The organism is Mycobacterium sp. 852002-51163_SCH5372311, assembly GCF_001667115.1.
Taxonomy (GTDB): domain Bacteria; phylum Actinomycetota; class Actinomycetes; order Mycobacteriales; family Mycobacteriaceae; genus Mycobacterium.
This window is the reverse complement of the sequence record NZ_LZIJ01000171.1, coordinates 45033-69135: the sequence shown is the minus strand read 5'-3', so window position 1 is coordinate 69135 and position 24103 is coordinate 45033. Positions and strand designations below refer to the sequence as shown.

Annotated in this window: 22 protein-coding genes and 1 pseudogene; 16 read left to right on the top strand and 7 right to left on the bottom strand. The window is 64.1% G+C overall.

The features are described from left to right. Positions 1–537: 537 nt before the first annotated feature. Both A5791_RS19090 and A5791_RS19085 read left to right on the top strand, forming a co-directional pair. On the top strand, positions 538–1302 hold the full coding sequence (locus A5791_RS19090) for a prolipoprotein diacylglyceryl transferase (RefSeq protein WP_067240174.1): 765 nt from the start codon (positions 538–540) through the stop codon (positions 1300–1302). 197 nt (positions 1303–1499) lie between these two features. Further along, positions 1500–2006 (top strand): homocitrate synthase, encoded by a 507-nt coding sequence (locus tag A5791_RS19085; protein WP_067240171.1) that lies wholly within the window; start codon positions 1500–1502, stop codon positions 2004–2006. Positions 2007–2075: 69 nt separating this feature from the next. Here A5791_RS19085 and A5791_RS19080 read toward each other — a convergent pair whose 3' ends face one another. Together A5791_RS19080 and A5791_RS19075 are read right to left on the bottom strand one after the other, a co-directional pair. After that, the gene (locus A5791_RS19080; protein WP_067240169.1) at positions 2076–3866 is read right to left on the bottom strand and encodes a CocE/NonD family hydrolase; all 1791 of its coding nucleotides are present in this window, start codon (positions 3864–3866) and stop codon (positions 2076–2078) included. Between the two features lie 199 nt (positions 3867–4065). Next, a complete protein-coding gene (locus A5791_RS19075) occupies positions 4066–5547 on the bottom strand; it encodes a cytochrome P450 (protein ID WP_067240167.1) in 1482 nt (493 codons plus the stop codon). 151 nt (positions 5548–5698) lie between these two features. Here A5791_RS19075 and A5791_RS19070 point away from each other — a divergent pair, with 151 nt between their 5' ends. Together A5791_RS19070 and A5791_RS19065 are read left to right on the top strand one after the other, a co-directional pair. Further along, positions 5699–6334 (top strand): TetR/AcrR family transcriptional regulator, encoded by a 636-nt coding sequence (locus A5791_RS19070; protein ID WP_156661518.1) that lies wholly within the window; start codon positions 5699–5701, stop codon positions 6332–6334. Between the two features lie 26 nt (positions 6335–6360). Continuing rightward, positions 6361–7242 (top strand): SDR family oxidoreductase, encoded by an 882-nt coding sequence (locus A5791_RS19065; RefSeq protein ID WP_067240522.1) that lies wholly within the window; start codon positions 6361–6363, stop codon positions 7240–7242. Here the strand turns inward: A5791_RS19065 and A5791_RS19060 are convergent. Beyond that, positions 7239–8297, bottom strand: a complete 1059-nt coding sequence (locus A5791_RS19060) for a DNA polymerase IV (protein ID WP_067240165.1) — start codon at positions 8295–8297, stop codon at positions 7239–7241. The genes A5791_RS19065 and A5791_RS19060 overlap by 4 nt on opposite strands. Beyond that, positions 8294–8914 carry a TetR/AcrR family transcriptional regulator gene (locus A5791_RS19055; protein ID WP_082967016.1) on the bottom strand — a complete coding sequence of 207 codons (621 nt, stop codon included), beginning with the start codon at positions 8912–8914 and terminating at the stop codon, positions 8294–8296. Before A5791_RS19055 ends, A5791_RS19060 begins: the two co-directional genes overlap by 4 nt. Before the next feature lie 88 nt (positions 8915–9002). Here A5791_RS19055 and A5791_RS19050 point away from each other — a divergent pair, with 88 nt between their 5' ends. From A5791_RS19050 to nrdE, 4 genes are all read left to right on the top strand, one after another. Continuing rightward, positions 9003–9563, top strand: coding sequence for an NAD(P)H-dependent oxidoreductase (locus tag A5791_RS19050; RefSeq protein ID WP_067240164.1), 561 nt, complete (start codon positions 9003–9005; stop codon positions 9561–9563). 455 nt (positions 9564–10018) lie between these two features. Next, positions 10019–10258, top strand: a complete 240-nt coding sequence (locus A5791_RS19045; RefSeq protein ID WP_067240163.1) for a redoxin NrdH — start codon at positions 10019–10021, stop codon at positions 10256–10258. Positions 10259–10286: 28 nt separating this feature from the next. Then, positions 10287–10733 (top strand): class Ib ribonucleoside-diphosphate reductase assembly flavoprotein NrdI, encoded by a 447-nt coding sequence (nrdI, locus tag A5791_RS19040; protein WP_067240162.1) that lies wholly within the window; start codon positions 10287–10289, stop codon positions 10731–10733. Continuing rightward, positions 10703–12868, top strand: a complete 2166-nt coding sequence (nrdE, locus tag A5791_RS19035; RefSeq protein ID WP_082967015.1) for a class 1b ribonucleoside-diphosphate reductase subunit alpha — start codon at positions 10703–10705, stop codon at positions 12866–12868. Before nrdI ends, nrdE begins: the two co-directional genes overlap by 31 nt. Before the next feature lie 141 nt (positions 12869–13009). On the opposite strand, the gene A5791_RS19030 is transcribed toward nrdE, so the two are convergent. Next, the gene (locus A5791_RS19030; RefSeq protein ID WP_156661507.1) at positions 13010–13333 is read right to left on the bottom strand and encodes a hypothetical protein; all 324 of its coding nucleotides are present in this window, start codon (positions 13331–13333) and stop codon (positions 13010–13012) included. Between the two features lie 199 nt (positions 13334–13532). Between A5791_RS19030 and A5791_RS19025 the strand changes: the two genes are divergently transcribed. The 7 genes and pseudogenes from A5791_RS19025 to A5791_RS19000 all read left to right on the top strand — a co-directional run bounded on the left by A5791_RS19025 (position 13533) and on the right by A5791_RS19000 (position 19813). Further along, a complete protein-coding gene (locus A5791_RS19025) occupies positions 13533–14285 on the top strand; it encodes a TetR/AcrR family transcriptional regulator (RefSeq protein WP_156661506.1) in 753 nt (250 codons plus the stop codon). A 175-nt stretch (positions 14286–14460) separates the two neighbouring features. After that, positions 14461–16026 (top strand): NAD(P)/FAD-dependent oxidoreductase, encoded by a 1566-nt coding sequence (locus A5791_RS19020; protein WP_067240154.1) that lies wholly within the window; start codon positions 14461–14463, stop codon positions 16024–16026. A gap of 210 nt (positions 16027–16236) precedes the next feature. After that, positions 16237–17211, top strand: coding sequence for a class 1b ribonucleoside-diphosphate reductase subunit beta (nrdF, locus tag A5791_RS19015; protein ID WP_197504729.1), 975 nt, complete (start codon positions 16237–16239; stop codon positions 17209–17211). Positions 17212–17532: 321 nt separating this feature from the next. Further along, positions 17533–18093, top strand: a complete 561-nt coding sequence (locus tag A5791_RS19010) for a hypothetical protein (RefSeq protein ID WP_067240150.1) — start codon at positions 17533–17535, stop codon at positions 18091–18093. A gap of 8 nt (positions 18094–18101) precedes the next feature. Then, positions 18102–18179, top strand: a pseudogene (locus A5791_RS27770) (hypothetical protein); the annotation flags it as partial. Positions 18180–18937: 758 nt separating this feature from the next. Beyond that, the gene (locus tag A5791_RS27565; RefSeq protein ID WP_156661504.1) at positions 18938–19291 is read left to right on the top strand and encodes a DUF4190 domain-containing protein; all 354 of its coding nucleotides are present in this window, start codon (positions 18938–18940) and stop codon (positions 19289–19291) included. A 108-nt stretch (positions 19292–19399) separates the two neighbouring features. After that, positions 19400–19813: a DUF3349 domain-containing protein gene (locus A5791_RS19000; RefSeq protein ID WP_067240146.1), complete on the top strand. Its 414-nt coding sequence runs from the start codon at positions 19400–19402 to the stop codon at positions 19811–19813. Here A5791_RS19000 and A5791_RS18995 read toward each other — a convergent pair. Both A5791_RS18995 and A5791_RS18990 read right to left on the bottom strand, forming a co-directional pair. Further along, on the bottom strand, positions 19802–20842 hold the full coding sequence (locus tag A5791_RS18995) for an NAD(P)-dependent alcohol dehydrogenase (RefSeq protein WP_067240144.1): 1041 nt from the start codon (positions 20840–20842) through the stop codon (positions 19802–19804). The two genes, A5791_RS19000 and A5791_RS18995, sit on opposite strands and share 12 nt — an antisense overlap. A gap of 185 nt (positions 20843–21027) precedes the next feature. Next, the gene (locus tag A5791_RS18990; protein ID WP_082967026.1) at positions 21028–22110 is read right to left on the bottom strand and encodes an iron-siderophore ABC transporter substrate-binding protein; all 1083 of its coding nucleotides are present in this window, start codon (positions 22108–22110) and stop codon (positions 21028–21030) included. 229 nt (positions 22111–22339) lie between these two features. On the opposite strand from A5791_RS18990, the gene ctaD reads away from it, so the two are divergent. Continuing rightward, on the top strand, positions 22340–24100 hold the full coding sequence (gene ctaD / locus A5791_RS18985) for a cytochrome c oxidase subunit I (protein ID WP_067240517.1): 1761 nt from the start codon (positions 22340–22342) through the stop codon (positions 24098–24100). Positions 24101–24103: the final 3 nt, after the last annotated feature.

Below are 24103 nucleotides of genomic sequence, written 5' to 3'. Positions count from 1 at the left end.
TGCGTTCACGGTAGTGCCTTTCAATTGCGGGCGAATGGCCACATTTGCAGCTATGACCACCCATGGATGCTATCCCTTTACGCGGCATCGGGGAATGCTTTATTCTATTTGAGTCCAATAACTTAATCGGCCTGATCGCCCGCGTTGGATATACCCACCGCGCCGGGCGTGAATGCGGCCATTCCGGCTAGCAGCGTCTCCATGAAATGGACGTGGACGCAAGGCTCCGAGTGTCGTTAGGTTCAGCGCCCGGGGTCGGTGCTACTCGCCCCATTTGGATAACTTTGCAGCACGGCGTGCATTGTGCGCGAGCATTGACGGTCGATCTCCCCGCAGAGCCGTAGACAGTGTCCGCCCGCAGCCGCCCAGCTTGACGACACCGGCAGTTGGCTAAGGCAGATCGCGCGATTTGGGATTCGGGTCGCGATTGTGCGATATCTTGACCTTTGTCCCGGAAGACATCGCGATCGGCGGCATGAGCTACATGATTGATCTGATTGCATACCGAGCAGCAATCTGGTCAGCGAGCGGGCTGACGTGAGCACACCGACGTCGACGCGGTCGTCGCGGTGGTTGGGGCGGCGGTACCTGTTTCGCGTTGGGCGACTGCGTGTTCCGACCTTCGCGGCACTGCTGTACCTCGGTTTCGCCTGCGGGGTGATACTCGGCGGATATGAAACGGGCCTCGGCTACTCGCGTTTCGCGGTATCGGCCGTAATCCTTCTCGTATTTGCGCTGGCCGGTGCGAGGATCTGGTTCCTCATCGGTCATCCGAAATATGTCACCGACCGGACCGGTAGCGTGCGCTTAACAAACGCGGGTGCCGGAGTTTACGGCGGTTTGGTGCTCAGTTTCGCGGTGTCTTGGCCGCTACTGCGGCTTATGGGGTTGGAGTTCTGGCGGGTCTGGGACGGTACGGGAATTATCATGCTGGTCGGGATGGCCGTCACGCGTATCGGTTGCCTGATGAATGGTTGCTGTTCGGGACGCGAAACTCATGGACTCATCGGATGGTGGTTACCCGATGAGCGTGGCGAATGGAAGCGTCGTTATCCGACGCAACTCTTCGAGTCTGCTTGGTCAGCGATAATTTTGGGCGTCGGACTGTGCTTATATACTCCGTCCGATCGCCCGGGACTGTTGTTTCTGGGTTCGGCCGCAGCGTATGGAATTGGCAGGTTGGGCCTTGAGCTGTTGCGCGCAGACGCATCGAGCACCGCTCTGCCGACCCGTATCAATGTGGCGTTCTCAGCAATACTCACGGTGGTCTGTTTGGCCGGCTTCGTGCTGAAGCTGCGTTAGCGCTGGTAGCGGGCGCAGAAGTCGCGAAAGACAGTTGCACGGCCGCCCCTCGACGGCTAGCCTCGGACCTCGTGCGTCTTCTTGAGCGTGCCGTAGTAGCCAGCACCCGCAGCGGGGTCTGATCCAGACCGACCCCCCGCTGTGGGTCGGATGCTACTGCCGTCGGTCACCCCTTTGACCAGAGAAGACCCGGCACCATGGCACCTCTACCTCGAACCCCGAGTGATGCGGCATGTCGGTGCAGCGCCAGCGCCTGGTTCGGCGAGCGCTTCGGCGCTGCGCTGCCGCTCGGTCTGCGCGAGCAAGCCGAGGCGATCTCGTGGGAGAGCTTCGTCGCCACCTATGGCCACACCGCCGGGCCGCTCCGGCTGGGCCACTGGGCCTGCACCGACGCGGAACGGTCCGCCGGACGGCTGGGTCCGCAGGCCCGCCATTTCCGGGCCATGATCGCCGTCGGCGATTCCATCAACACCTCGACGGCCTCGGCGAGCGGGCCGATCGCGGCGCTCACCGCGATGCTGCATGAGCGTGGGATCAAGATCGAGACGTTGAAGTTCCATCAGATGCGGTCGGACAGGGATATCGCCACCTTCATCCGCGGCACGAACGGCGACCGTGCGGAGTGGGCGATGGGCTGGTCGAACGATCCCACCCAGTCCGCGCTGCGGGCACTGATCGCCTGCGCCAACCGCCTGCTCACCTAGGTATGCCGAGCAGACGCAGAATCGCACAAATCCGCACTCCCGCATGCGATTCTGCGTCTGCTCGGCCAGCTAAAGCGCGTCCGGATCGGCCAGTGGGATGACGATGTGCGACGGCGACGCGCCACCCTGATGCAGTTGGTAGCGACCGCCAACCAGGGCGCGGCGCGCGGGCCTTGGGGGCACCAGATGCGGAAAGTCGTAAGTGGTGACAGTGAGGCGCAGTCGGTGGCCGGGCGCGATCAGCGCGGCCGTCGGGAAGATCTCCAGGTCGTAGCGGGTGAGCTCGCCGGGGACGACGGGCAGCGCCGCCGACTGGGTGCTGTAGTGATGGGGCCGCAACACGGTGCCGTCGGGCAGGTACCAGGTGCGCTCGGGGTCCAGCGCGCGATGTGAACCGAGCAACGCTCCCTGGGTGAGTGGACGGCTGGCGCCGTCGGGGGCGACGTCGTCGAGATGGGCGACCCACAGGGTCTCGGTGGTGGTAGCCGTCGCGTGGATGGTGAGCGCGATCGGCCCGGCGACCAGACGCGCATCGGTGAACGGTTCGGTGGTGTAGGTCAGCGCATCGCGTTGCAGGCGCCGGTTGTCCTGGTCGTAGCGAATGACCCGGCCTCCGCGGGAGAACATGTAGCTGTTCATTCCCAGCGTCCACTGCTCCAGGCTGCGCCCCGACAGTGGGCCCCGAACCAGATAGTCGAGCGTCGCCGTCGTGGTGTCCGGTGAGGCGTCCTGGCTCAGACGGCCCGAGTCGGACAGGTAGAAGCGGGTCGGCGTCGCTTCGGCCAGGGGGTAGCCGTCGGTGCGGTACCACTGCGAGCTCCCGATCGCCTGGAAGACGAACGGCGGCCCGGAGACTTCGGCGGCAGGCTCGTCTCTGAGCCAGTAATCGAACCAGCGCAACTGCAGCGCATTGAGGTGTAGTCCGCCGAAGTCCGAGACGTGATACCAGGGGCCCATCATCAGCCGCACCCGATCGGACAGCGGCTGGCCAGGTTGCATCGGCGCCTCGCCGGGCAGGCCTGCGAACGCGTTCTGCAGCGCCGCGTAGTTCAGCGGCGCGCCACGCTGGAACGCGTCGTGCCATCCGCCGACCAGGAAGACGGCCACACCGTTGGCGGCGATCTTCGGCAGCACCAGGCCCGGTCGCAGTGCATCCCAGAACGGCCCGTCCCAGGCGGTCTCGCCGCCCGACATCGCGTTGGCGATCAGCGGGCGAAAGTACTGTCGCTGGTCGCGCCCGCGCTGGCGCACGGCAGCGAAGCCACCCGACCGTGGTCGCGTGTGCCCGCCGCGGGTGAACAACTCCAGTGTCGGGTTCACCACGTTGAGCAACCGGTAGACGGCCCCGTACGCGCGTACCGTGCGCAGGTGCGGCACTCCACCCATCGCGGCAGCGTCTCGGTAGAAGTCGCGGGCGGCCATCACCGGAAAGATCGCTTTCAGCGGCGAGTCCGCGCCGACCGCGGCCGCGGTGAACAGTTGGTTGATCGCCAGGTAGGAGATCCCGAACATGCCGACTCGCCCGCTGGCGCCGGGCAACGCGGCAGCCCAGGTCACTAGCTCCGCCCCGTCCTGCGCTTGCCGATCGCCGAACATCTCGAAGGAACCCCCCGACGCGCCGGTACCCCGAACGTCGACCATCACCTCGATGTAGCCGCGTTTGACCAGGTACGGGGTGGCGCCGCCGCCGATCTGGGCGGCCGGCGGTGGCGCTTTCTTGCCATAGGGCGTAATCGACAGCAGTACCGGGAACGGACCGGCGGCGGGCTGTCCGGTCTCCGGAACAGTGGGGTAGTGGATGTCCGCACGAAGTACGACGCCGTCGCTCATCGGCACCGCGACGTTGTGCCGAACCCCCACGCCGTACGTCGCCGGTCTGGGCGTCCAGTCCGGTGTAAATGGCGACGGGCTTGTCTTGCGTGGACGCCTGACCCCGTTTTTGCGCCTGGAGCGCAGCCCGGCTCGCAACACTGCCATCCTTAACCCCTCCCTACGGTGAGCACGCGGAAAAGCCCCTATCTCATGGAGAGATCGGGGGCTTCTCCGTCTGCTCGCGCAATTAAAGCGGACGCAGCACGATCGGCATGCCGTCCATCGGTATCGGCATGCCACCGTAATCCCAGCGCGGCTGGTAACCGGGCCGCGGCAGCTCCAGGCGGTAGCGCCGCAGCAACCGGTGCATGATCGTCTTGACCTCCAGCCGGCCGAACACCATCCCGATGCACTTGTGCGCGCCGCCGCCGAACGGTGCGAACGCGTAGCGGTGTCGTTTGTGCTCGCTGCGCGGCTCGAGGAACCGTTCCGGGTCGAACTTCAGCGGATCCGTCCACAGTTCTGGCAGCCGGTGATTCATCCCGGGATAGGCGATCACGTTGGTGCCCTTGGGGATGTAGTAGCCGAGCAGGTCGGTGTCGCGCACTGTCTGCCGCATCGCCCACTGCACCGGCGTCACGATCCGGATCGACTCATCCATCACCAGATCGAGTGACTCCAGCTTCTCCAGCGACTCGATGTCGAGCGGACCATCGCCCAGGCGGTCGGACTCGTCCCGGCAGCGCTGCTGCCACTCCGGGTGGGCGGCAAGGTGATAGGCCATCGTGGTCGCGGTGGACGTCGACGTGTCGTGCGCCGCCATCATCAAGAAGATCATGTGGTTGACGATGTCCTCGTCGGAGAACTTGTTGCCGTCCTCGTCCTCGGTTTGGCACAGCACCGACAGCAGGTCGTTGCCCTGCTTTCCGCGCTGTTCCCTGACTCGCTCGCGGAAATAGTTCTCCAGCAGCTCGCGGGCCTTGAGGCCCCGCCACCAGGTGAACGGCGGCACACTGGTGCGGATGATCGCGTTGCCCGCCCGGGTGGTGACGGTGAACGCCTTGTTCACCTTGGTGACCAGCTCGTGGTCGGTGCCGGGCTCGTGACCCATGAACACCATCGAGGCGATGTCCAGGGTGAGCTCCTTCATCGCGGGATAAAGCAGGAAACGCGCATCGTTGGCCACCCAGTCCTTGGCGACCACCTGGGACACGACGTGATCCATCTGCTCGACGTAGCTGACCAGCCGGGAGCGGACGAAGGCTTCCTGCATGATCCGCCGGTGGAACATGTGCTCGTCGAAGTCGAGCAACATCAGGCCGCGGTGGAAGAACGGCCCGATCACAGGTACCCAGCCCTGCTGGGAGTAGTCCTTGTTGCGGTTGGAGTAGATGATCTGCGCGGCGTCCGGACCTAGCGCCGCGACGCCCGGCAACACCGGCGAGTCACCGAACACGACCGGTCCCTTGGTGCGGTACAGGTGCAGCACGTAGTCCGGCCCGCCGCGCAACATCTCGATGATGTGCCCGATGACCGGTAGACCGGCATCGCCGAGAACCGGCTTGAGTCCGCTGCCCTCCGGCGGCTCGGCCAGCTTTCTCTCCGGGAACTCAGTGCTGAGCAGCCTGCGCTCCAGCAATCCCATGCCGGGGAAGTTGTTGATCGACGGGGTGAAACGGCGCCGCGCCTGGTCGAGCAGGTATTGCGGGGTGCTGATCGTGGCGACCATTAACGCTCCTTTGCGCTTCCGCTACGGGTGAGCGGTGTCACTTATTTCACTTATACTTCGGATAAACTTGACGGCTGTCAAGTTTGCTTTTCGATCGTCTTGGTGCAAGGTCAGGGTGTGATCAAGGGTGGATAGCCAGGCCGCCAACGCCATCAACCAGGAGGAGTCCGCGCCGGCGCTGCGGCGGCGTGGTGACAAGCAGCGCCAGGCGATCCTGCAGGCGGTGCGGGAACTAGTCCAGGAAAGACCGTTCGCCGAGCTCTCCGTCAGCACCATCAGCCTGCGAGCCGGGGTGGCCCGATCCGGCTTCTACTTCTATTTCGACTCCAAGTACTCGGTGCTGGCGCAGATTCTGGCCGAGGCCGCCGAAGAGCTTGAAGAACGCACGCAGTATTTCGCTCCCCGCCAGCCCGGGGAGTCGCCGGAGCAGTTCGCCAAGCGGATGGTAGGCAGCGCAGCAGCCGTCTACGCGCACAACGATCCGGTGATGATGGCGTGCAATACCGCCCGCCACACCGATATCGAGATCCGCGACATTCTCGAACAGCAGTTCCAAGTGGTGCTGCAGGAGATCGTCGCCATTGTCGACGCCGAGGTGAAAGCCGGGACCGCCAACCCGATCAGCGATGACCTGCCGACGCTGATCCGAACGCTGGCCGGCACCACCGCATTGATGTTGACCGGCGACCATCTCCTGGTCGGTCGCGACAGCGACCTGGAGCGACGCGTTCGGGTGCTCGAACAGTTGTGGCTCACCGCGCTATGGGGCGGCTCACCCAAGCCGTAATCGATACCGCCGGTATGGTCACCGGCATGGCGCAGACGGCTGGGCAATTTAAGGAGCGGTATTTCACCGGAAAGCGGTGTTTTGTCACCGGTGCGGCCAGTGGCATAGGCCGGGCCACGGCATTGCGGCTGGCGGCGCAGGGCGCCGAGCTGTACCTGACCGACCGCGACGAAGAGGGTTTGGCACTGACCGTGTCCGACGCCCGCGCGCTGGGCGCGGAAGTGCCTGAATACCGCGCTCTGGATATCTCCGATTACGACGAGGTGGCCGCGTTCGCGGATGACATCCATGCCGCCCACCCGAGCATGGACGTCGTGATGAATATTGCGGGCGTGTCGGCCTGGGGGACCGTCGACCGGCTGACGCACGACCAGTGGAAGCGGATGATCTCGATCAATCTGATGGGCCCGATCCACGTTATCGAGGCATTCCTGCCGCCGATGGTGGCAGCCGGCAGGGGTGGACATCTGGTCAATGTGTCGTCCGCCGCGGGCCTGGTCGCACTGCCCTGGCATGCCGCCTACAGCGCGAGCAAGTACGGATTGCGCGGGCTTTCCGAGGTGCTGCGTTTCGACCTCGCGCGGCACCGCATCGGGGTGTCGGTCGTCGTGCCGGGGGCGGTCAAGACACCCCTGGTCAACACGGTGGAAATCGCCGGCGTGGATCGCGAAGACCCCAACGTCAGCCGGTGGATCGACCGGTTCAGCGGTCACGCGGTATCGCCGGAAAGGGCGGCCGAGAAAATCGTGGCCGGAGTCGCCAAGAACCGATACTTGATCTACACATCGCCGGACATCCGGGCGCTGTACGCCTTCAAACGGCTGGCGTGGTGGCCGTACAGCGTGGCGATGCGGCAGGTCAACGTTTTGTTCTCCCGAGCGCTTCGACCCAGCCCGGCGCGGCGTTAGTCAGGCATCTCGAGCTCCAGCCGCACGCCCAGTAACCGGATCGGCCGGTCCAACTCGAACAGGTCCAGGACGCGCAGCGCGGTCGCGATGATCACGGACGGGTCGGTGGTGGGCGCCGCCAGCTTGCGGATTTTGGTGCGGGTGTAGAACGTCGCGGTGCGTACGGTCACCGCCACCCGCGTGACAATACGTCCCGCTGCGACTACTTCCTCGAGTGCTCGTCGTGCCAATTCGGTTATGGCCGAGTCCATTTCGGTTCGGTCGGTCAGGTCCCGCGGGAAGGTGACGACGTGGCTGCGAGAGCGCGGCACCCACGGCTCGGCGCTCACATCGGTGTCGCCGCCGCCTTTGGCAAGCAGCAACAGCGACAGTCCGGTGCGCGCGCCGAACGCCGACGTCAACAGCTCGGCGTCGCTGTGCGCCAGTTCCCAGACAGTTGTGATGCCCAGGGCGGCAAGCCTTTTCGCTGTCTTCGGACCTACGCCCCACAGGGCGTCGACGGGACGGTCGGCCATCAGCGTCATCCAGTTCGCGTCGGTGAGGGCAAACACCCCGGCCGGTTTCGCGAAGCCGGTTGCGACTTTGGCGCGCTGCTTGTTGTCGCTGATACCCACCGAGCAGGACAACCCGGTCTCGGTGGACACGACGGTGCGGATCTGTTCGGCAACTTCGGCGGGATCGGCAGGAGCCGCCACGGCGACGTACGCCTCGTCCCAGCCCCACACCTCGACCGGGTGTCCCAAGTCGCGTAGCAATCCCATCACCTGGTCGGACGCCTCGTCGTAGGCAGCGGGATCGGACGGCAAGAACGTGGCGTCCGGGCAGCGGCGTGCGGCCTGTCGCAGTGGCATGCCGGCGCGCACCCCGAACTCGCGAGCCTCGTACGAGGCACAGGTGACGACTTTGCGGGGTTCGTTCGGGTCGCCGTTGCCGCCGACGATGACCGGCAGGCCGGCCAGTTCGGGGTGACGGCGCAGTTCGACGGACGCCAGAAACTGGTCCAGGTCGATGTGCAGGATCGAGGGCGGTGCCGGCCCGGTTGTTACGGAACTCATCGACCGCAGAGCTTGCGCGCCAGGCTTCCCCACGCCTCGCTCAGCGTCTCGAGGGTGTGACCGCCGTCGGTGAGCTGGTGTTCGACGTAGTCGGCGTCGAGCAGCGCCAGCAGTGCGTCTGTCTGTGCGTCGAGGTCACCGGTGGTCTGGGCCGACTGCAGCAACACCCGCACGTGTGTCCGGGTCACCGCCGCGGCCGGTCCGTAACGGCTCAGCGGGGCGCGGTTGGCCGCCGACAGCAGCGCGTGGTGAGCATGCGCGAAGCACATCCGTTCGCGGCCGAACGCCAGCAGCCGGTCCAGCGGCGGCGCGTCGGGGCCCAGGGGCGGCGGGCCGAACAGGAAAGCTTGTTGACTGGCCCGCTCATCCTCGTCGAGCAGCACCATCATCAGTCCGGCCCGGCTGCCGAAGCGGCGGAACAGCGTGCCCTTGCCGACGCCGGCGGCCGCGGCGATGTCGTCCATCGTGACCGCGTCCGCGCCGCGTTTGGCGACCAGGTCGCGGGCCGCCTTCAGCAACAGTTCGCGATTGCGCGCCGCGTCGCTTCTCCCTTTTGGACGTTCGTGGGTCAGCTCCTGCGGAGCGGACACCAGCAACTCAGTCAACCGCTCGTCCACATCAGCACTGTAACGCGAATGGAATAAAGCGGACTATAGTCCGGTTTGGTCGTGCAAAGATGTAGAGCAACTACGAAGGGAACCGGATATGGCCGACATCAAAGTCTTGGCGCTCGTGGGCAGCCTGCGCGCAGCGTCGATCAACCGCCAGATCGCGGAGCTGGCGGCGGCGGTGGCTCCGGACGGCGTCGTCGTCACCGTCTTCGAAGGGCTGGGCGAGCTGCCGTTCTACAACGAGGACATCGACCCGGCGATGAATGCCGCTGCCGGAGCGGCGCCGGCCGGGGTGGCTGCTCTGCGTGCCGCGGCGGCCGATGCGGATGCGGCGCTGGTGGTCACCCCGGAGTACAACGGCAGCATCCCCGCGGTGGTCAAGAACGCGATCGACTGGCTCTCGCGGCCCTTCGGCGATGCGGCGCTGAAAGACAAGCCGCTAGCGGTCATCGGCGGCGCGATGGGCCGCTACGGCGGGGTGTGGGCGCACGACGAAACCCGTAAGTCGTTCGGCATCGCCGGCGCCCGCGTGATCGATGCCATCAAGCTGTCGGTTCCCTTCCAAACGCTGGATGGCAATGCCGTTGCGGACAATGCCGAACTTTCCGCGAACGTGCGCGACGTCGTCGGCAAACTCGCCGCCGAAGCCGGCTGACAGCGGTAGTCGCGGGGACTTTGCTGGCGCCTGGTCTGCGGAACGTGTGCAGCGGTGTTTGTCGGTGGCCGCTGATATACCGGTATGTACACGCAGCGCCCGGAAGAGATGTGATCTGCGACACGCCGGGCGCCGCACGACAGACAGCCTCCCGACCAGGGAATTTCAAAAATGTTATTCAGAACATCTTGTATCTCGACAACTTGTCACCCCCTAGGTGTAGTGTTTCGAGGGCCGGCAGAACCCAGCAGCACCGAGCCAGCCAGGCCTGGTGGAACTCCCGGAATCGGCTTGAACAGTTCGCAGCCACGGCTTCGACGGGATGGTCGCAGGATGGGAATTTGGGGGCTTGACGGGCCGCTGAATACAGCGCAGACGCATCACCAGAGTAGTTGCCAGTTCGTGACAGTTCCCGACCAGTTCCGCCATCTTCCCGCAAAGGAGCGGCATCTCCGATGAGCATCACCGTCTACACCAAGCCCGCATGTGTGCAGTGCAGTGCCACCTACAAGGCGCTGGACAAGCAAGGCATCGCCTACGACACGGTCGACATCACCCTGGACCCCGAGGCGCGGGACTACGTGATGGCGCTGGGGTATCTGCAGGCTCCCGTCGTGGTGGCAGGCGACGACCACTGGTCGGGCTTCCGGCCGGATCGGATCAAGGCGCTCGCGGCGGCCGCGCTGAGCGCCTGAGCGGCAGACGATTGGTAAGGAGGTTGCGGTGCACTCGCGCAACCTGGTCTATTTCTCCAGCGTGTCGGAGAACACCCACCGCTTCGTCCAGAAGCTGGGTGTTCCCGCCACGCGGATACCGCTGCATGGCCGAATCGAGGTCGACGAGCCGTACGTGCTGATACTGCCCACGTACGGCGGCGGCCGCGCCACGCCGGACGTCAACGACGGTGGCTATGTCCCCAAGCAGGTCATCGCGTTCTTGAACAACGAGCACAACCGGTCGTTGATCCGCGGCGTCATCGCTGCGGGCAACAACAACTTCGGTGCCGAATTCGCCTATGCGGGGAACGTGGTCTCCCGCAAGTGCGGCGTTCCGTACCTCTACCGCTTCGAACTGATGGGAACTCCCGACGACGTCGACGCCGTCCGTGTGGGCCTGGCGCAATTTTGGAAGGAAGAGACGTGCCACCAACCGTCACTGCAGAGCCTGTAACCTCCCCCGCCCACGCGCTGCCCGACGAAACGGATTACCACGCGCTCAACGCGATGCTGAATCTGTACGACGCGGACGGCAAGATTCAGTTCGAAAAGGACCGGGAAGCGGCCCACCAATACTTCCTGCAGCACGTCAACCAGAACACCGTCTTCTTCCACAATCAGGACGAGAAACTCGACTACCTGATCCGCGAGAACTATTACGAGCGTGAGGTTCTCGACCAGTACTCACGCAACTTCGTCAAGACGCTGCTGGACCGTGCCTACGCCAAGAAGTTCCGGTTTCCGACTTTTCTCGGCGCGTTCAAGTACTACACCTCCTACACACTCAAGACGTTCGACGGGAAGCGTTATCTGGAGCGTTTCGAGGACCGGGTCGTCATGGTCGCGCTCACGTTGGCGGCCGGGGACACCGGGCTGGCCGAGAAGCTGGTCGACGAGATCATCGACGGCCGGTTCCAGCCGGCCACACCGACGTTCCTGAACTCGGGCAAAAAACAACGGGGAGAGCCGGTCTCGTGCTTTTTAATTCGCGTCGAAGACAATATGGAGTCGATCGGACGGTCGATCAACTCGTCCCTGCAGCTATCCAAGCGCGGCGGGGGAGTTGCGTTGCTGCTGACCAACATTCGCGAGCACGGCGCGCCGATCAAGAACATCGAGAATCAGTCGTCGGGTGTCATCCCGATCATGAAGCTGCTCGAGGACTCGTTCTCCTACGCCAACCAGCTGGGCGCGCGCCAGGGCGCCGGGGCGGTCTACCTGAACGCGCATCACCCAGACATCTATCGCTTCCTGGACACCAAGCGGGAGAACGCCGACGAGAAGATCCGGATCAAGACGCTGTCGCTCGGCGTCGTCATTCCGGATATCACCTTCGAGCTGGCCAAGCGCAACGACGACATGTATCTGTTCTCGCCTTACGACGTCGAGCGGGTCTACGGCCTCCCATTCGCCGACATCTCGGTGACCGAGAAGTACTACGAGATGGTCGACGACGCGCGCATCCGCAAGACCAAGATCAAGGCGCGGGAGTTCTTCCAGACGCTCGCCGAGTTGCAGTTCGAGTCGGGCTACCCGTACATCATGTTCGAGGACACGGTGAACCGGGCCAACCCCATCGAGGGCAAGATCACGCACTCGAACCTGTGCTCGGAGATCCTGCAGGTGTCCACGCCGTCCGTCTTCAACGACGACCTCTCCTATGCCAAAGTGGGCAAAGACATTTCGTGCAACCTAGGTTCGCTGAACATCGCCAAGACGATGGACTCGCCGGACTTCGCCCAGACCATCGAGGTGGCGATCCGCGCGCTGACGGCGGTGAGCGACCAGACCCACATCACGTCGGTGCCGTCGATCGAGCAGGGCAACAACGACTCCCACGCGATCGGCTTGGGGCAGATGAACCTGCACGGCTATCTGGCCCGCGAGGGCGTTTTCTACGGCTCCGAAGAAGGTATCGACTTCACCAACATCTATTTCTATGCCGTGCTGTATCACGCGCTGCGGGCCTCCAACCGCATCGCCATCGAACGCGGCACGCATTTCAAGGGATTCGAGCGATCGAAGTACGCGTCGGGGGAGTTCTTCGACAAGTACACCGAGCAGGTGTGGGAACCCAAGACCGACAAGGTCCGTCAGTTGTTCGCGGACGCGGACATCCGCATCCCGACGCAGGACGACTGGCGCCGGCTGAAGGAGTCGGTGCAGGCGCACGGCATCTACAACCAGAACCTGCAGGCGGTGCCACCAACGGGGTCGATCTCCTACATCAACCATTCGACGTCGTCGATCCACCCGATCGTGTCGAAGGTCGAGATCCGCAAGGAAGGCAAGATCGGCCGGGTCTATTACCCGGCGCCCTACATGACCAACGACAACCTGGAGTACTACCAGGACGCGTACGAAATCGGTTACGAGAAGATCATCGACACCTACGCCGCGGCCACTCAGCATGTGGACCAAGGGCTTTCGTTGACGTTGTTCTTCAAGGACACCGCCACCACCCGCGACGTGAACAAGGCGCAGATCTACGCCTGGCGCAAGGGCATCAAGACGCTGTACTACATCCGGCTGCGGCAGATGGCATTGGAAGGCACCGAGGTCGAGGGCTGCGTGTCCTGCATGCTGTGAGTTCGGCTCCACTGAGTTGGGCTCCACTGAGTTCGGCGGCGCCATTTTTCACCTGCGTTCTCACCGTCCGCATGTCCCTTGACCCGGCCCAGTTGCGGCCTGCAAGGTGTGGAGGCCAGGACGCCGGAGTTGGTGGGTTGGTCAGGCCTGGATGCCGAGTCGTCGAGCCGTCTCATAGGCGATGGCGGCCACGCGCGAGCGCAGCCCGTCGAGGTCATCGTCAAGGTAGAGGTCGCTGAAGCTGCCCATCCCGCCGAATGCAGCTAGCAGGTCGTTGACTCCGTACGGGTCTCCGCGGGCTATCCGCCGTCGACTGGCGGTGAGCCGCGCAGCCCACCGCTCGCCGTCGGTCCACCCGGTGCCGACGTCGATTGCAGGGAGCCGTTCGATGAGTGCGTTCAGGGCGCTTAGGAGGTCAGGTGGCACCTCGACGTCGCGATCTCGACCGGTCCCATCTGTCTGCATGGCGTTGATCATCCACCCGCAGCGTTCGACCCGTTCGCGGGGCGCAGCGGGCGCGAATATCAATCCACCGCGCTCGCCGAGTGTGAATCAGACGACGGCTGGGCGGCGTGTCTAGTCGTCAGATTCACTCTCGGCGAGGAGCCACGGCCCGGCGCCAGTCTGCGCAGGTCAGTCAGCGCAGCGCGGTAAGGTGCTTGGCGTGGTGAGAATCCCTCGACCTGCTAGACCGCACCACTCCGCCCCGATGCCAGGAGTGAAGGTCGACGCGCGCAGCGAACGCTGGCGTGAACACCGCAAGAAGGTGCGCGGCGAAATCGTCGAGGCCGCCTTCCGCGCGATCGAACGCTCGGGCCCAGATGTGAGCGTGCGGGAGATCGCCGAGGAGGCCGGCACCGCCAAGCCCAAGATCTACCGGCATTTCCACGACAAGTCCGACCTGTTCGAGGCGATCGGGGAACGCCTGCGCGACATGCTATGGGGCGCGATTTTCCCGAACATCGACCTCACCCGCGACTCGGCCCGCGAGGTGATCCGGCGCAGCGTCCAGGAGTACGCCAACCTCGTCGACAAGCACCCCAACGTGGTGCGCGTCTTCATCCAGGGCCGCTTTGTCGCCCAGTCCGGGGCCGCTGTGCGCACGCTCAACGAAGGCCGCGAGATCACCCTGACCATGGCCGAAATGTTCAACAACGAGCTGCGCGAGATGGAGCTGAGCCGCGACGCGTTGGAACTTGCCGCGTTCGCCGCGTTCGGGTCGGCCGCGTCGGCGACCGAGTGGTGGCTGGGCCCGGAACCCGACAGCCCGCGACGCATGCCGGCCGACCAGTTCGTCGCACACCTGACGACCATCATGATGGGCGTCATTGTCGGCACCGCCGAGACGCTGGGGATTTCCATGGATCCTGACCAGCCGATCCACCACGTGGTACCGAGTAAACCCGCTGTGAGTTGAGCCACGGGCCGCCTCGATCGCCGTTGACATACTCGGGGCATTCGATAACATTCCTCCTAACCGATACCCTGGGTACTGGGTATTTGTTCGGTAGTTGCAAGGCCCGCGTCTACAGCCACAGACGCGCCAGCAAACGCCCCAGCCGAAACACAGGCCTCAATAGGAAGACCGATCAATGACTGACATTGCGACCCCCCTCACCGAGACGGAGTCCGCGCCTTCCCACGCTTCCCAAACGCCGGTGCACACCCGCGTCGTCATAATCGGGACCGGATTCTCCGGCCTGGGCATGGCGATCGCGCTGCAGCGCCAAGGTGTGGACTTCGTCATTCTGGAGAAGGCCGACGACGTCGGCGGTACCTGGCGGGACAACAGCTACCCCGGCTGCGCATGCGACATCCCGTCGCACCTGTATTCGTTCTCGTTCGAGCCGAAGCCGGACTGGAAGAATCCGTTCTCGTATCAGCCCGAGATCTGGGACTACCTCAAGGGCGTCACCGACAAGTACGGGCTGCGCAGCTACATCGAGTTCAACTCCCTGGTCGACCGTGCTCACTGGGACGAGGACGAGTACCGCTGGCACGTGTTCACCACCGACGGGCGCGAATACGTCGCTCAGTTCCTGGTCTCGGGGGCCGGCGCATTGCACATTCCGTCCTTCCCCGACATCGAGGGTCGTGAGGAATTCGCAGGTCCGGCGTTCCACTCTGCGGAGTGGGACCACAGCGTCGACCTCACCGGCAAGCGGGTGGCGATCATCGGGACGGGCGCCAGCGCGATCCAGATCGTGCCGGAGATCGTCGGGCAGGTCGCCGAGTTGCAGCTCTACCAGCGCACCCCGCCGTGGGTGGTGCCGCGCTCCAACCCTGACCTGCCGCTCTCGCTGCGTCGGGCCATGGCGAACGTCCCCGGACTGCGAGCACTGACGCGTCTCGGTATCTACTGGGCCCAGGAGGCGCTCGCCTACGGTATGACGAAGCGGCCGAACGCGCTGAAGTTCATTGAGGCCTACTGCAAATACAACATCCGGCGCTCGGTCAAGGATCGCGAGCTGCGCCGCAAGCTGACCCCGAAGTACCGCATCGGTTGCAAGCGCATTCTGAACTCCTCGACCTACTATGGCGCCGTCGCGGACCCGAAGACGCAACTGATCACCGACGGGATCACCCGGATCACCCGCGATGGCATCGTTACCGCCGACGGAACCGAACACAAGGCCGATCTGATCGTGTATGCCACCGGCTTCCACGTCACCGACTCCTACACCTACGTCCAGATCAAGGGCCGCCACGGCGAGGACCTGGTGGACCGCTGGAATCGCGAAGGCATCGGTGCACACCGGGGGATCACCGTCGCGGACATGCCCAACCTGTTCTTCCTGCTCGGGCCCAACACCGGTCTGGGGCACAACTCGGTGGTGTTCATGATCGAATCGCAGATCCACTACGTTGCCGACGCGATCGCTACCTGCGACAAGCTCGGCGCCCAGGCGCTGGCCCCGACGCGCGCGGCGCAGGACCGATTCAACGACGAGCTGCAGGCCAAGCTGTCGGAGTCGGTGTGGAACAGCGGTGGCTGCAGCAGCTGGTACCTCGACGAACACGGCAAGAACACCGTGCTGTGGGGCGGCTACACCTGGCAGTACTGGAGGGCGACCCGCGGGGTCAAGCCCGCCGAGTACCAGTTCTTCGGGGTGGGGAAGAGCGCACAGGCCGATCAGCGCGCGCTGGCCGCCAGTTAGTCCCGCCGAGCAGACGCAAAAGCCCCCGGTTCAGTGCCGAATTGGGCGCTTTTCCGTCTGCTCGCGCCACGTCGTGCTGGGCGCCCTAAGCGACACGGCAGACACAACTTCTTGTGTTGCCTCGCCTTGTCGGACCCCAGGGGTAGTGTTTGAAGTCCAAGCACGGCAACCAATCCGGCAGCCAAATCGAGCGTGTGAAGTGGGGTTTCGGTGACCGAGAACATGAAGCTGATCGACCGCGTTTCGGCGATCAACTGGAATCGGCTGCAAGACGAAAAGGACGCCGAAGTCTGGGACCGGCTGACCGGTAATTTCTGGCTGCCGGAGAAGGTGCCGGTGTCCAACGACATCCCGTCGTGGGGCACGTTGACCGCCGGCGAGAAGCAGCTGACCATGCGCGTCTTCACCGGTCTGACCATGCTGGACACCATCCAGGGAACCGTGGGTGCGGTCAGCCTCATTCCCGACGCGCTGACCCCGCACGAGGAAGCCGTCTACACCAACATCGCGTTCATGGAATCGGTGCATGCCAAGAGCTACAGCCAGATCTTCTCCACACTGTGTTCGACCGCCGAGATCGACGACGCCTTCCGCTGGTCGGAGGAGAACCCGAACTTGCAGCGCAAAGCCGAGATCGTGCTCAAGTACTACCGCGGCGACGAACCGCTGAAGCGCAAGGTGGCCTCCACGCTGCTGGAAAGCTTCCTCTTCTACTCCGGCTTCTATCTGCCGATGTACTGGTCGAGCCGGGCCAAGCTGACCAACACCGCCGACATGATCCGGTTGATCATTCGCGACGAGGCCGTACACGGCTACTACATCGGCTACAAGTTCCAGCGCGGCCTGCAGCTGGTCGACGAGGCCAAGCGCGCCGAGCTCAAGGACTACACCTACGAGCTGCTTTTCGACCTGTACGACAACGAGGTGGAGTACACCCAGGACCTTTACGACGAAGTCGGGCTCACCGAAGACGTCAAAAAGTTCTTGCGCTACAACGCAAACAAGGCGCTGATGAACCTGGGCTATGAAGCACTGTTCCCGCGCGACGAAACGGACGTGAACCCGGCGATCCTTTCGGCGCTGTCACCCAATGCCGACGAGAACCACGACTTCTTCTCCGGATCCGGGTCGTCCTACGTGATCGGCAAAGCCGTCGTCACCGAAGACGAGGACTGGGACTTCTGAGGTCGCTGGTCAGACGCACAATTTCCTGTGACCGACCCTGATCTAATGCGGTTGCTACGGCCTCTAGATCCGCAATCTGCATCGTGACCAATCTGAACGGCAGCTAACTAATGATTGTGGGAGACAACATGACTGAGAAAACCGTCGCAACGAAACGAGCAGGTGGCTAGGGTCGCATCAAGTCGGTGCAGACCAACGCACTCGGTGCCACGGTGGTCGAAACCGGGTAGCGGCCAGCTCGCGGCGTTCATCCAGCAGGGCAACCCGATCGCTCACGGATGACGCGCGTTTTCGCGGCAGCGCTGCGGGTAACCTCCCGGGGTGCGCGCGCAATCTGTAATTGCGGCGGCCGCGGTCGCCGTGGTCATCGCCGCATCCTCGTGTCCCACCAGTTCGGCTGACCCCACGTCCGACGGTCCACCGTTCCCGATCGGTCAGATGGGCGTGCCCCTGCACGCGCGGGCGGCCGGCGGCGCGACCGCCGACATCACTGTCAACAGTGCAACGTGGTTACCGCCGGGGTGCACCTCTCATTTTGCGAATCCGACGAATGGCTCCGCATGCAACGTGGTGGAACTGACCATCACAGCGACGTCCCATCGATTCTTCCAGTTCGACCAGCGCTACATATTCGCCGGATACGGCGGCGGCAATCAGCCTTGGACCCATCCCGACGATGCGCCCCAGCCTGCAACGCTTGCGGTCGACTACCAGAGGCTCGACAAGATGCCCCCGCTGCAAGCGGGCGGCCTTCACGACGGACAGACCGCACATGGATTCGTCGGCTTCGCTATGCCCACGGCAGGCGACCTGTACATCACGATCAATGATCCCGAGCAACTCGCTCCCTACACCGAAGCGGGCTGGATCGTCCACACCTGAGTAGAACCGACTTCTTATCCGGTTCCGGGGCGTCGTATGTGATCGGCAAGGCCGTCGTCACCGAGGACGAGGACTGGGACTTCTGAGGCTGCCGGCGACCGGGGCTATCTGCGGCTTTGCCCGCCGACATTAGCGGGCTATCACTCTTGTGGATTTGCCGAGAATCCACCGATGCTATTCTCCGAATTTGCTCGCTGGTGACTCGGCATACATAGCTCAGCGGAGGTTCAAAGAAATTGGCAATCAAACGAGTGTTCGCCGTAACCGCCGTGCTCGCCGGGTTAGCTGTCGATACAGCTGGCAACGGGTGGGCTGAGACGACGATGAGCGGTCCTTATTCTGCGACAGATACCAGCTCGGCAGGCCGAAGCACCACGTCGACTTGGTACTTCACGCCGTGCGGTGACGAATGCGCGAACGTAGACCTCGGCAACGGAATGAGTTCCCAAGCGCGATTCACGAACGGTCAATGGGTAATGGATGTAGCAGGTGACGCTGCCGACTGCGGAGACGGTACTCAAGTTCCCAGCGCCCAGGACATCCACTACTCCTGGGATTCAAATACGCTCGCAGGCACAGCCAAAGTCACCTACACGGTGCCAGCTTGCGGACACGGAACAGGGACGTGGAAGCACACTATTCAATTGAGGCAAGCACCCTGACTGACCCTCCAACGTACGAGCCTCCGGACCGGACCATTTCTTCACCTAAGGAGTTTAGGGCCTCACATGCGAAGCGCCGCAACGGATTTGCGCACGTTAATGTCGTGCGGCATAAGGAACCCGGGAATAGCACAATTCGCGAGGTAAAGTACTAACTTCGCTTGGTCCCGAAGGAGGTCGCCGTGTCGGAACCGCCCAGCTACCCGCCTCCGCCGCCGCCGGGTGATCACGGGTACCCGCCCGCATCGGGTGGCTACGGGTATCCCCCGCCGGCGCCGGGCGGCTATGGCTATCCGCAGCAGGGCAGCGCCGGTACCAACAGCATGGCCATCGCGTCGTTGGTGACTTCCCTGGTCGGCTGGATGTGCATCATCGGGCCCATCCTCGGGTTGATCTTCGGCTTCGTCGCGTTGGGCCAGATCAAGCAGACCGGTCAGGACGGTCGCGGCATGGCGATCGCCGGTATAGCTATCAGCGGCGCGGTCATAGGGTTGCTCGTGCTCATCGGGATCGCGCAACTGTTCATTTCCCAGTAGTCGCGCACCGATTCCGCTTGGCCAATTGGACTTCGAGAATGAACGGCGCATGAATTGTCTGGATCGGACGAGCGGGGGTGAATCAACAGCCGTGACACTGATGGGGTGATGACATCTGGTTCCCCTCGTAGTCACCCCAGCTTTGTGCGGTCGGTAGTGCGCTGGCTGCAGGCCGGCTATCCCGACGGCGTGCCCGGGCCCGATCGGGTGCCATTGCTGGCCCTGTTGCGCAGCACGCCGCTTACCTCCGAGCAGCTCAAAGAGGTGGTTGGCAACCTCACCGCCACGGGGTCGCCCGCTGTTGCCGACGGCGTGATCGACGGCAACGAGATCGCCGAGTACATCGCCGAGTTGACCAACCACGATCCTGGCCCGGAGAACGTCCGGCGGGTAGCCGCCACACTGGCCGCAGCCGGTTGGCCGCTGGCCGGCATCGACGTCAGCGAGGTGATCCCGGGTGACGAGGACGGGGAGGCCGCCGAAGAGGTCGCGTGGCAGGCACGCGCTTCGTCACAACTTTGAAATGTCGATGACGAAGCGGTAGCGCACGTCGCTGGCCAGCACCCGTTCGTAGGCCTCGTTGATGTAATCCGGTGTGATGACCTCGATTTCGGGCGTCACGCCGTGTTCGGCGCAGAAGTCCAGCATCTCCTGGGTCTCGGCGATCCCGCCGATGTTGGACCCGGACAGGCTGCGCCGCGCCAGTGCCAGCGCGAACGCCGGTACCGGCATCGGGTGCTCGGGGATGCCCAGCTCGACCAGGGAGCCGTCGACGTCGAGCAGGTTCAGGTAGTCGCCCAGATCCAGGTTCGCCGACACGGTGTTCAGGATCAGATCGAAGCTGCCGCGCAGTTTGCGGAAGGTGTCCGGGTCGGCCGTCGCGTGGTAATTGCTTGCACCCAAACGTAATCCGTCTTCCATCTTCTTCAGCGACTGGGACAGCACCGTCACCTCGGCGCCCATCGCGGCGCCCAGCTTGACGCCCATGTGACCGAGCCCGCCCAGGCCGATGATGGCCAGACGGGTGTCGGACCCGGCCTTCCAGTGCCGCAGCGGCGAGTACAGCGTGATACCCGCGCACAGCAGCGGCGCCGCGGCGTCGAGCGGCAGCGAATCAGGGATTCGCACCACGAAGTTCTCGTCGACGACGATGGCCTGGCTGTAGCCGCCCTGCGTCGGGGTGCCGTCCTTGTCGATGGAGTTGTAGGTGAACGTCGCTCCCGGCTTGCAGTACTGCTCCAGCCCGGCCTTGCAGCTGCGGCATTGCCCGCAGGAGTTCACCATGCAGCCCACGCCGACGTGGTCGCCCACCTTGTGTTTGGTGACCTCAGAGCCCACCGCGGTCACTACGCCGGCGATCTCGTGGCCGGGGACGACAGGGTAGTTAGGTACGCCCCACTCGGCTTTGACGGTGTGGATGTCGGAGTGGCAGATGCCGGCGAACTTGATGTCGATCGCCACGTCGTGCGGACCCGGGTCGCGGCGGTCGATCGTGGTCTTGGTCAACGGTGCGGTGGCCGAAGTCGCGGCGTATGCGGAAACAGTGCTCATCACAGCCTTCTTCTCTTCGTCTAGGGAGTCGCAGAAAAGTTTAGTTAGGTTAAAGTTATTTTTCCAGCCGCCCAGGTTGGGGCCTGTTTGTCAGCTTATGACGACCGCTGCCATACCCGCTTTTCGGAAAGCCAGTGAATCTCGAAGCCGCTGGTAACCCCGAGTGGCAGGCCGGCCGATCGACGCTAGTTGATCGGCGCGTTGACCCAGCGCAGGTCGTCGACGATGCCGCGGGCCGCTATCAAACCCTGGCCGGTCTGCCAGATTTCGTGGTTGACGACGAAGACCCGGTTGTCGCGATACGCGGAGAGCCTGCGCCACGGGTCGCTGTCGAAGATGCCTGCGGCGCGCTCCGTCACGGCAGATGACGCGCAGGACACGTAGATGATGTCGGCGTCCGCGGCCGACCAATCCGGCGACTTGGCCAGGTCGGCGTCCGTCGTGCCGAATTCGATGAAGGCCTTGTCGGTGAACCGCTGCGACGCGGGCCGGTCCACCCCGACCGCGACCAGGACACTGGCCGGGAAGTTTTTGGACCCGTACACACGCAAGGTGTTGTCGGTCAGCTCGACGATCGATGCCTGGAAGTGCGCCGCGTCATGCTTGGCCCCGACCTCGCTCGCCCGCCGGGAAAAGCCACCGATCAGCCCGTCGACTGCCGCGCCGCGCGCGGTGGCCGCCCCGATGCCACGTAAGTTGTCCTGCCAGCCCGCGCCCGGGGCCCCGGTGAACACCGTCGGTGCGATCGCCGCCAGCTGCGGGTACAACTTCGGCGTCAAGCCCTGCGAGCCGAGGATCAGATCGGGGTGGGCAGCCTTGATGGCGTTCAGGTCGGGGGAGCTGCGGGAGCCCATGCCGGGCAGCCCGTGCACCGCGTTGCCCAGGTAAGACGGCTGACCGGACGAGCCGTCCGGCAGCGCGGCGCCCACGACCCGCGACTGCAGGCCGAGCGCGCACAGCGCGTCGAGCTGGTCGCCGGAGAGCACCACGATGCGTTGCGGGTCGGACGGCACTTGCACGACGTCGGGCGTGACGCCCTCGGCATTGTGGGCCGGACGGGTCGGCGGTCCCGGGTCCGGGGCGGCGGCATCGCGCGCGCACGATTCCTCGGACTTGCGATCGTTGCCCAGCACGCCGGCCCCCGCGATCTGGGTCGTCGGGGTGGGCACCGACCGCGACGGCTTGGGAGGCTGATCGGACCCGCATGCGCTGCACGTCAGAATCGCGACTGCCGCGGCTATCGAGGCTGCGGACACAGTGAGTCGCATCCGGCCGAAACGCACGGCTTCGACGGTAACATCCGCTCGCCCCGGGCCTGCCCGCCGAAACGGGCCGAATGCACGTCAGAAGCAATTACGACAGTTTGTAGGACCAAACCTTCCACTGGCCTGATCGAAGGCTAAGATTCTGGGCAGTGTTGGTTTTTGGGCCTCATTTGGTTTTTTGGGCCCCATTGGTTTATGGGCCTCTGCCCTGGACGGATGTTTGGAGGAGCTGTTGACAGCCGAAGCGCCCCCCTTGGGAGAACTCGAAGCCGTCCGTCCCTACCCGCCCCGGACGGGGCCCAAGGGGAACCTGGTCTACAAGCTGGTCACGACCACCGATCACAAGCTGATCGGCATCATGTACTGCGTCGCCTGCTTCATCTTCTTCTTTATCGGCGGGCTGCTGGCATTGTTGATGCGGACCGAGCTGGCCGTTCCTGGCCTGCAGTTCCTGTCGAATGAGCAGTTCAACCAGCTGTTCACCATGCACGGCACGATCATGCTGCTGTTCTATGCCACCCCGATCGTCTTCGGCTTCGCCAACCTGGTGCTGCCGCTGCAGATCGGCGCCCCCGACGTGGCATTCCCCCGGCTGAACGCGTTTTCGTTCTGGCTGTTCCTGTTCGGCGCCACGATGGGCGCAGCCGGTTTCATCACGCCGGGCGGGGCCGCCGACTTCGGATGGACCGCCTACACCCCGCTGACCGACGCCATCCACTCGCCCGGCGCCGGCGGCGACCTGTGGATCATGGGTCTGATCGTCGCGGGTCTGGGCACCATCCTGGGCGCGGTCAACATGATCACCACCGTGGTCTGCATGCGCGCCCCGGGCATGACCATGTTCCGGATGCCGATCTTCACCTGGAACATCCTGGTGACGTCGATCCTCGTGCTAATCGCATTCCCGCTGCTGACCGCCGCGCTGTTCGGACTGGCCGCCGACCGCCACCTCGGGGCCCACGTCTACGACGCCGCCAACGGCGGAGTTCTGTTGTGGCAGCATCTGTTCTGGTTCTTCGGCCACCCCGAGGTGTACATCATCGCGCTGCCGTTCTTCGGGATCGTCTCCGAGATCTTCCCGGTGTTCTCCCGGAAGCCGATCTTCGGCTACACCACGCTGGTCTACGCGACCCTGTCGATCGCCGCCTTGTCGGTCGCGGTGTGGGCGCACCACATGTTCGCCACCGGTGCCGTCCTGCTTCCGTTCTTCTCCTTCATGACGTATCTGATCGCGGTCCCCACCGGGATCAAGTTCTTCAACTGGATCGGCACAATGTGGAAGGGCCAGTTGACATTTGAGACGCCGATGCTGTTTTCGATCGGCTTCGCGGTCACCTTCCTGCTGGGTGGTCTGACCGGTGTGCTGCTGGCCAGCCCGCCGCTGGACTTCCACGTGACGGACAGCTACTTCGTCGTCGCCCACTTCCACTACGTGCTGTTCGGCACCATCGTCTTCTCCACGTTCGCCGGGATCTACTTCTGGTTCCCCAAGATGACCGGCCGCCTGCTCGACGAACGGTTGGGCAAGCTGCACTTCTGGCTGACGTTCATCGGGTTCCACACCACGTTCCTGGTGCAGCACTGGGTCGGCGACCTGGGCATGCCGCGCCGCTACGCGGACTACCTGAAGAGCGACGGCTTCATGCCGTACAACGTCGTTTCGACCATCGGGGCGTTCATCCTGGGCGCGTCGATGCTGCCGTTCGTGTGGAACGTCTTCAAGAGCTGGCGCTACGGCGAGGTGGTGACCGTCGACGACCCGTGGGGCTACGGCAATTCCCTGGAATGGGCGACCAGTTGCCCGCCGCCGCGGCACAACTTCACCGAGCTGCCCCGGATCCGCTCCGAGCGTCCCGCGTTCGAGCTGCACTATCCGCACATGGTGGAACGACTTCGCGCCGAAGCGCACGTCGGGCGCCACGCCACGGCCGGTGAGTCGCCAAAGGGATTCGGCCCGCGGACAGAACCGGATCGCTCCACCAGTGACCAGTAGCGG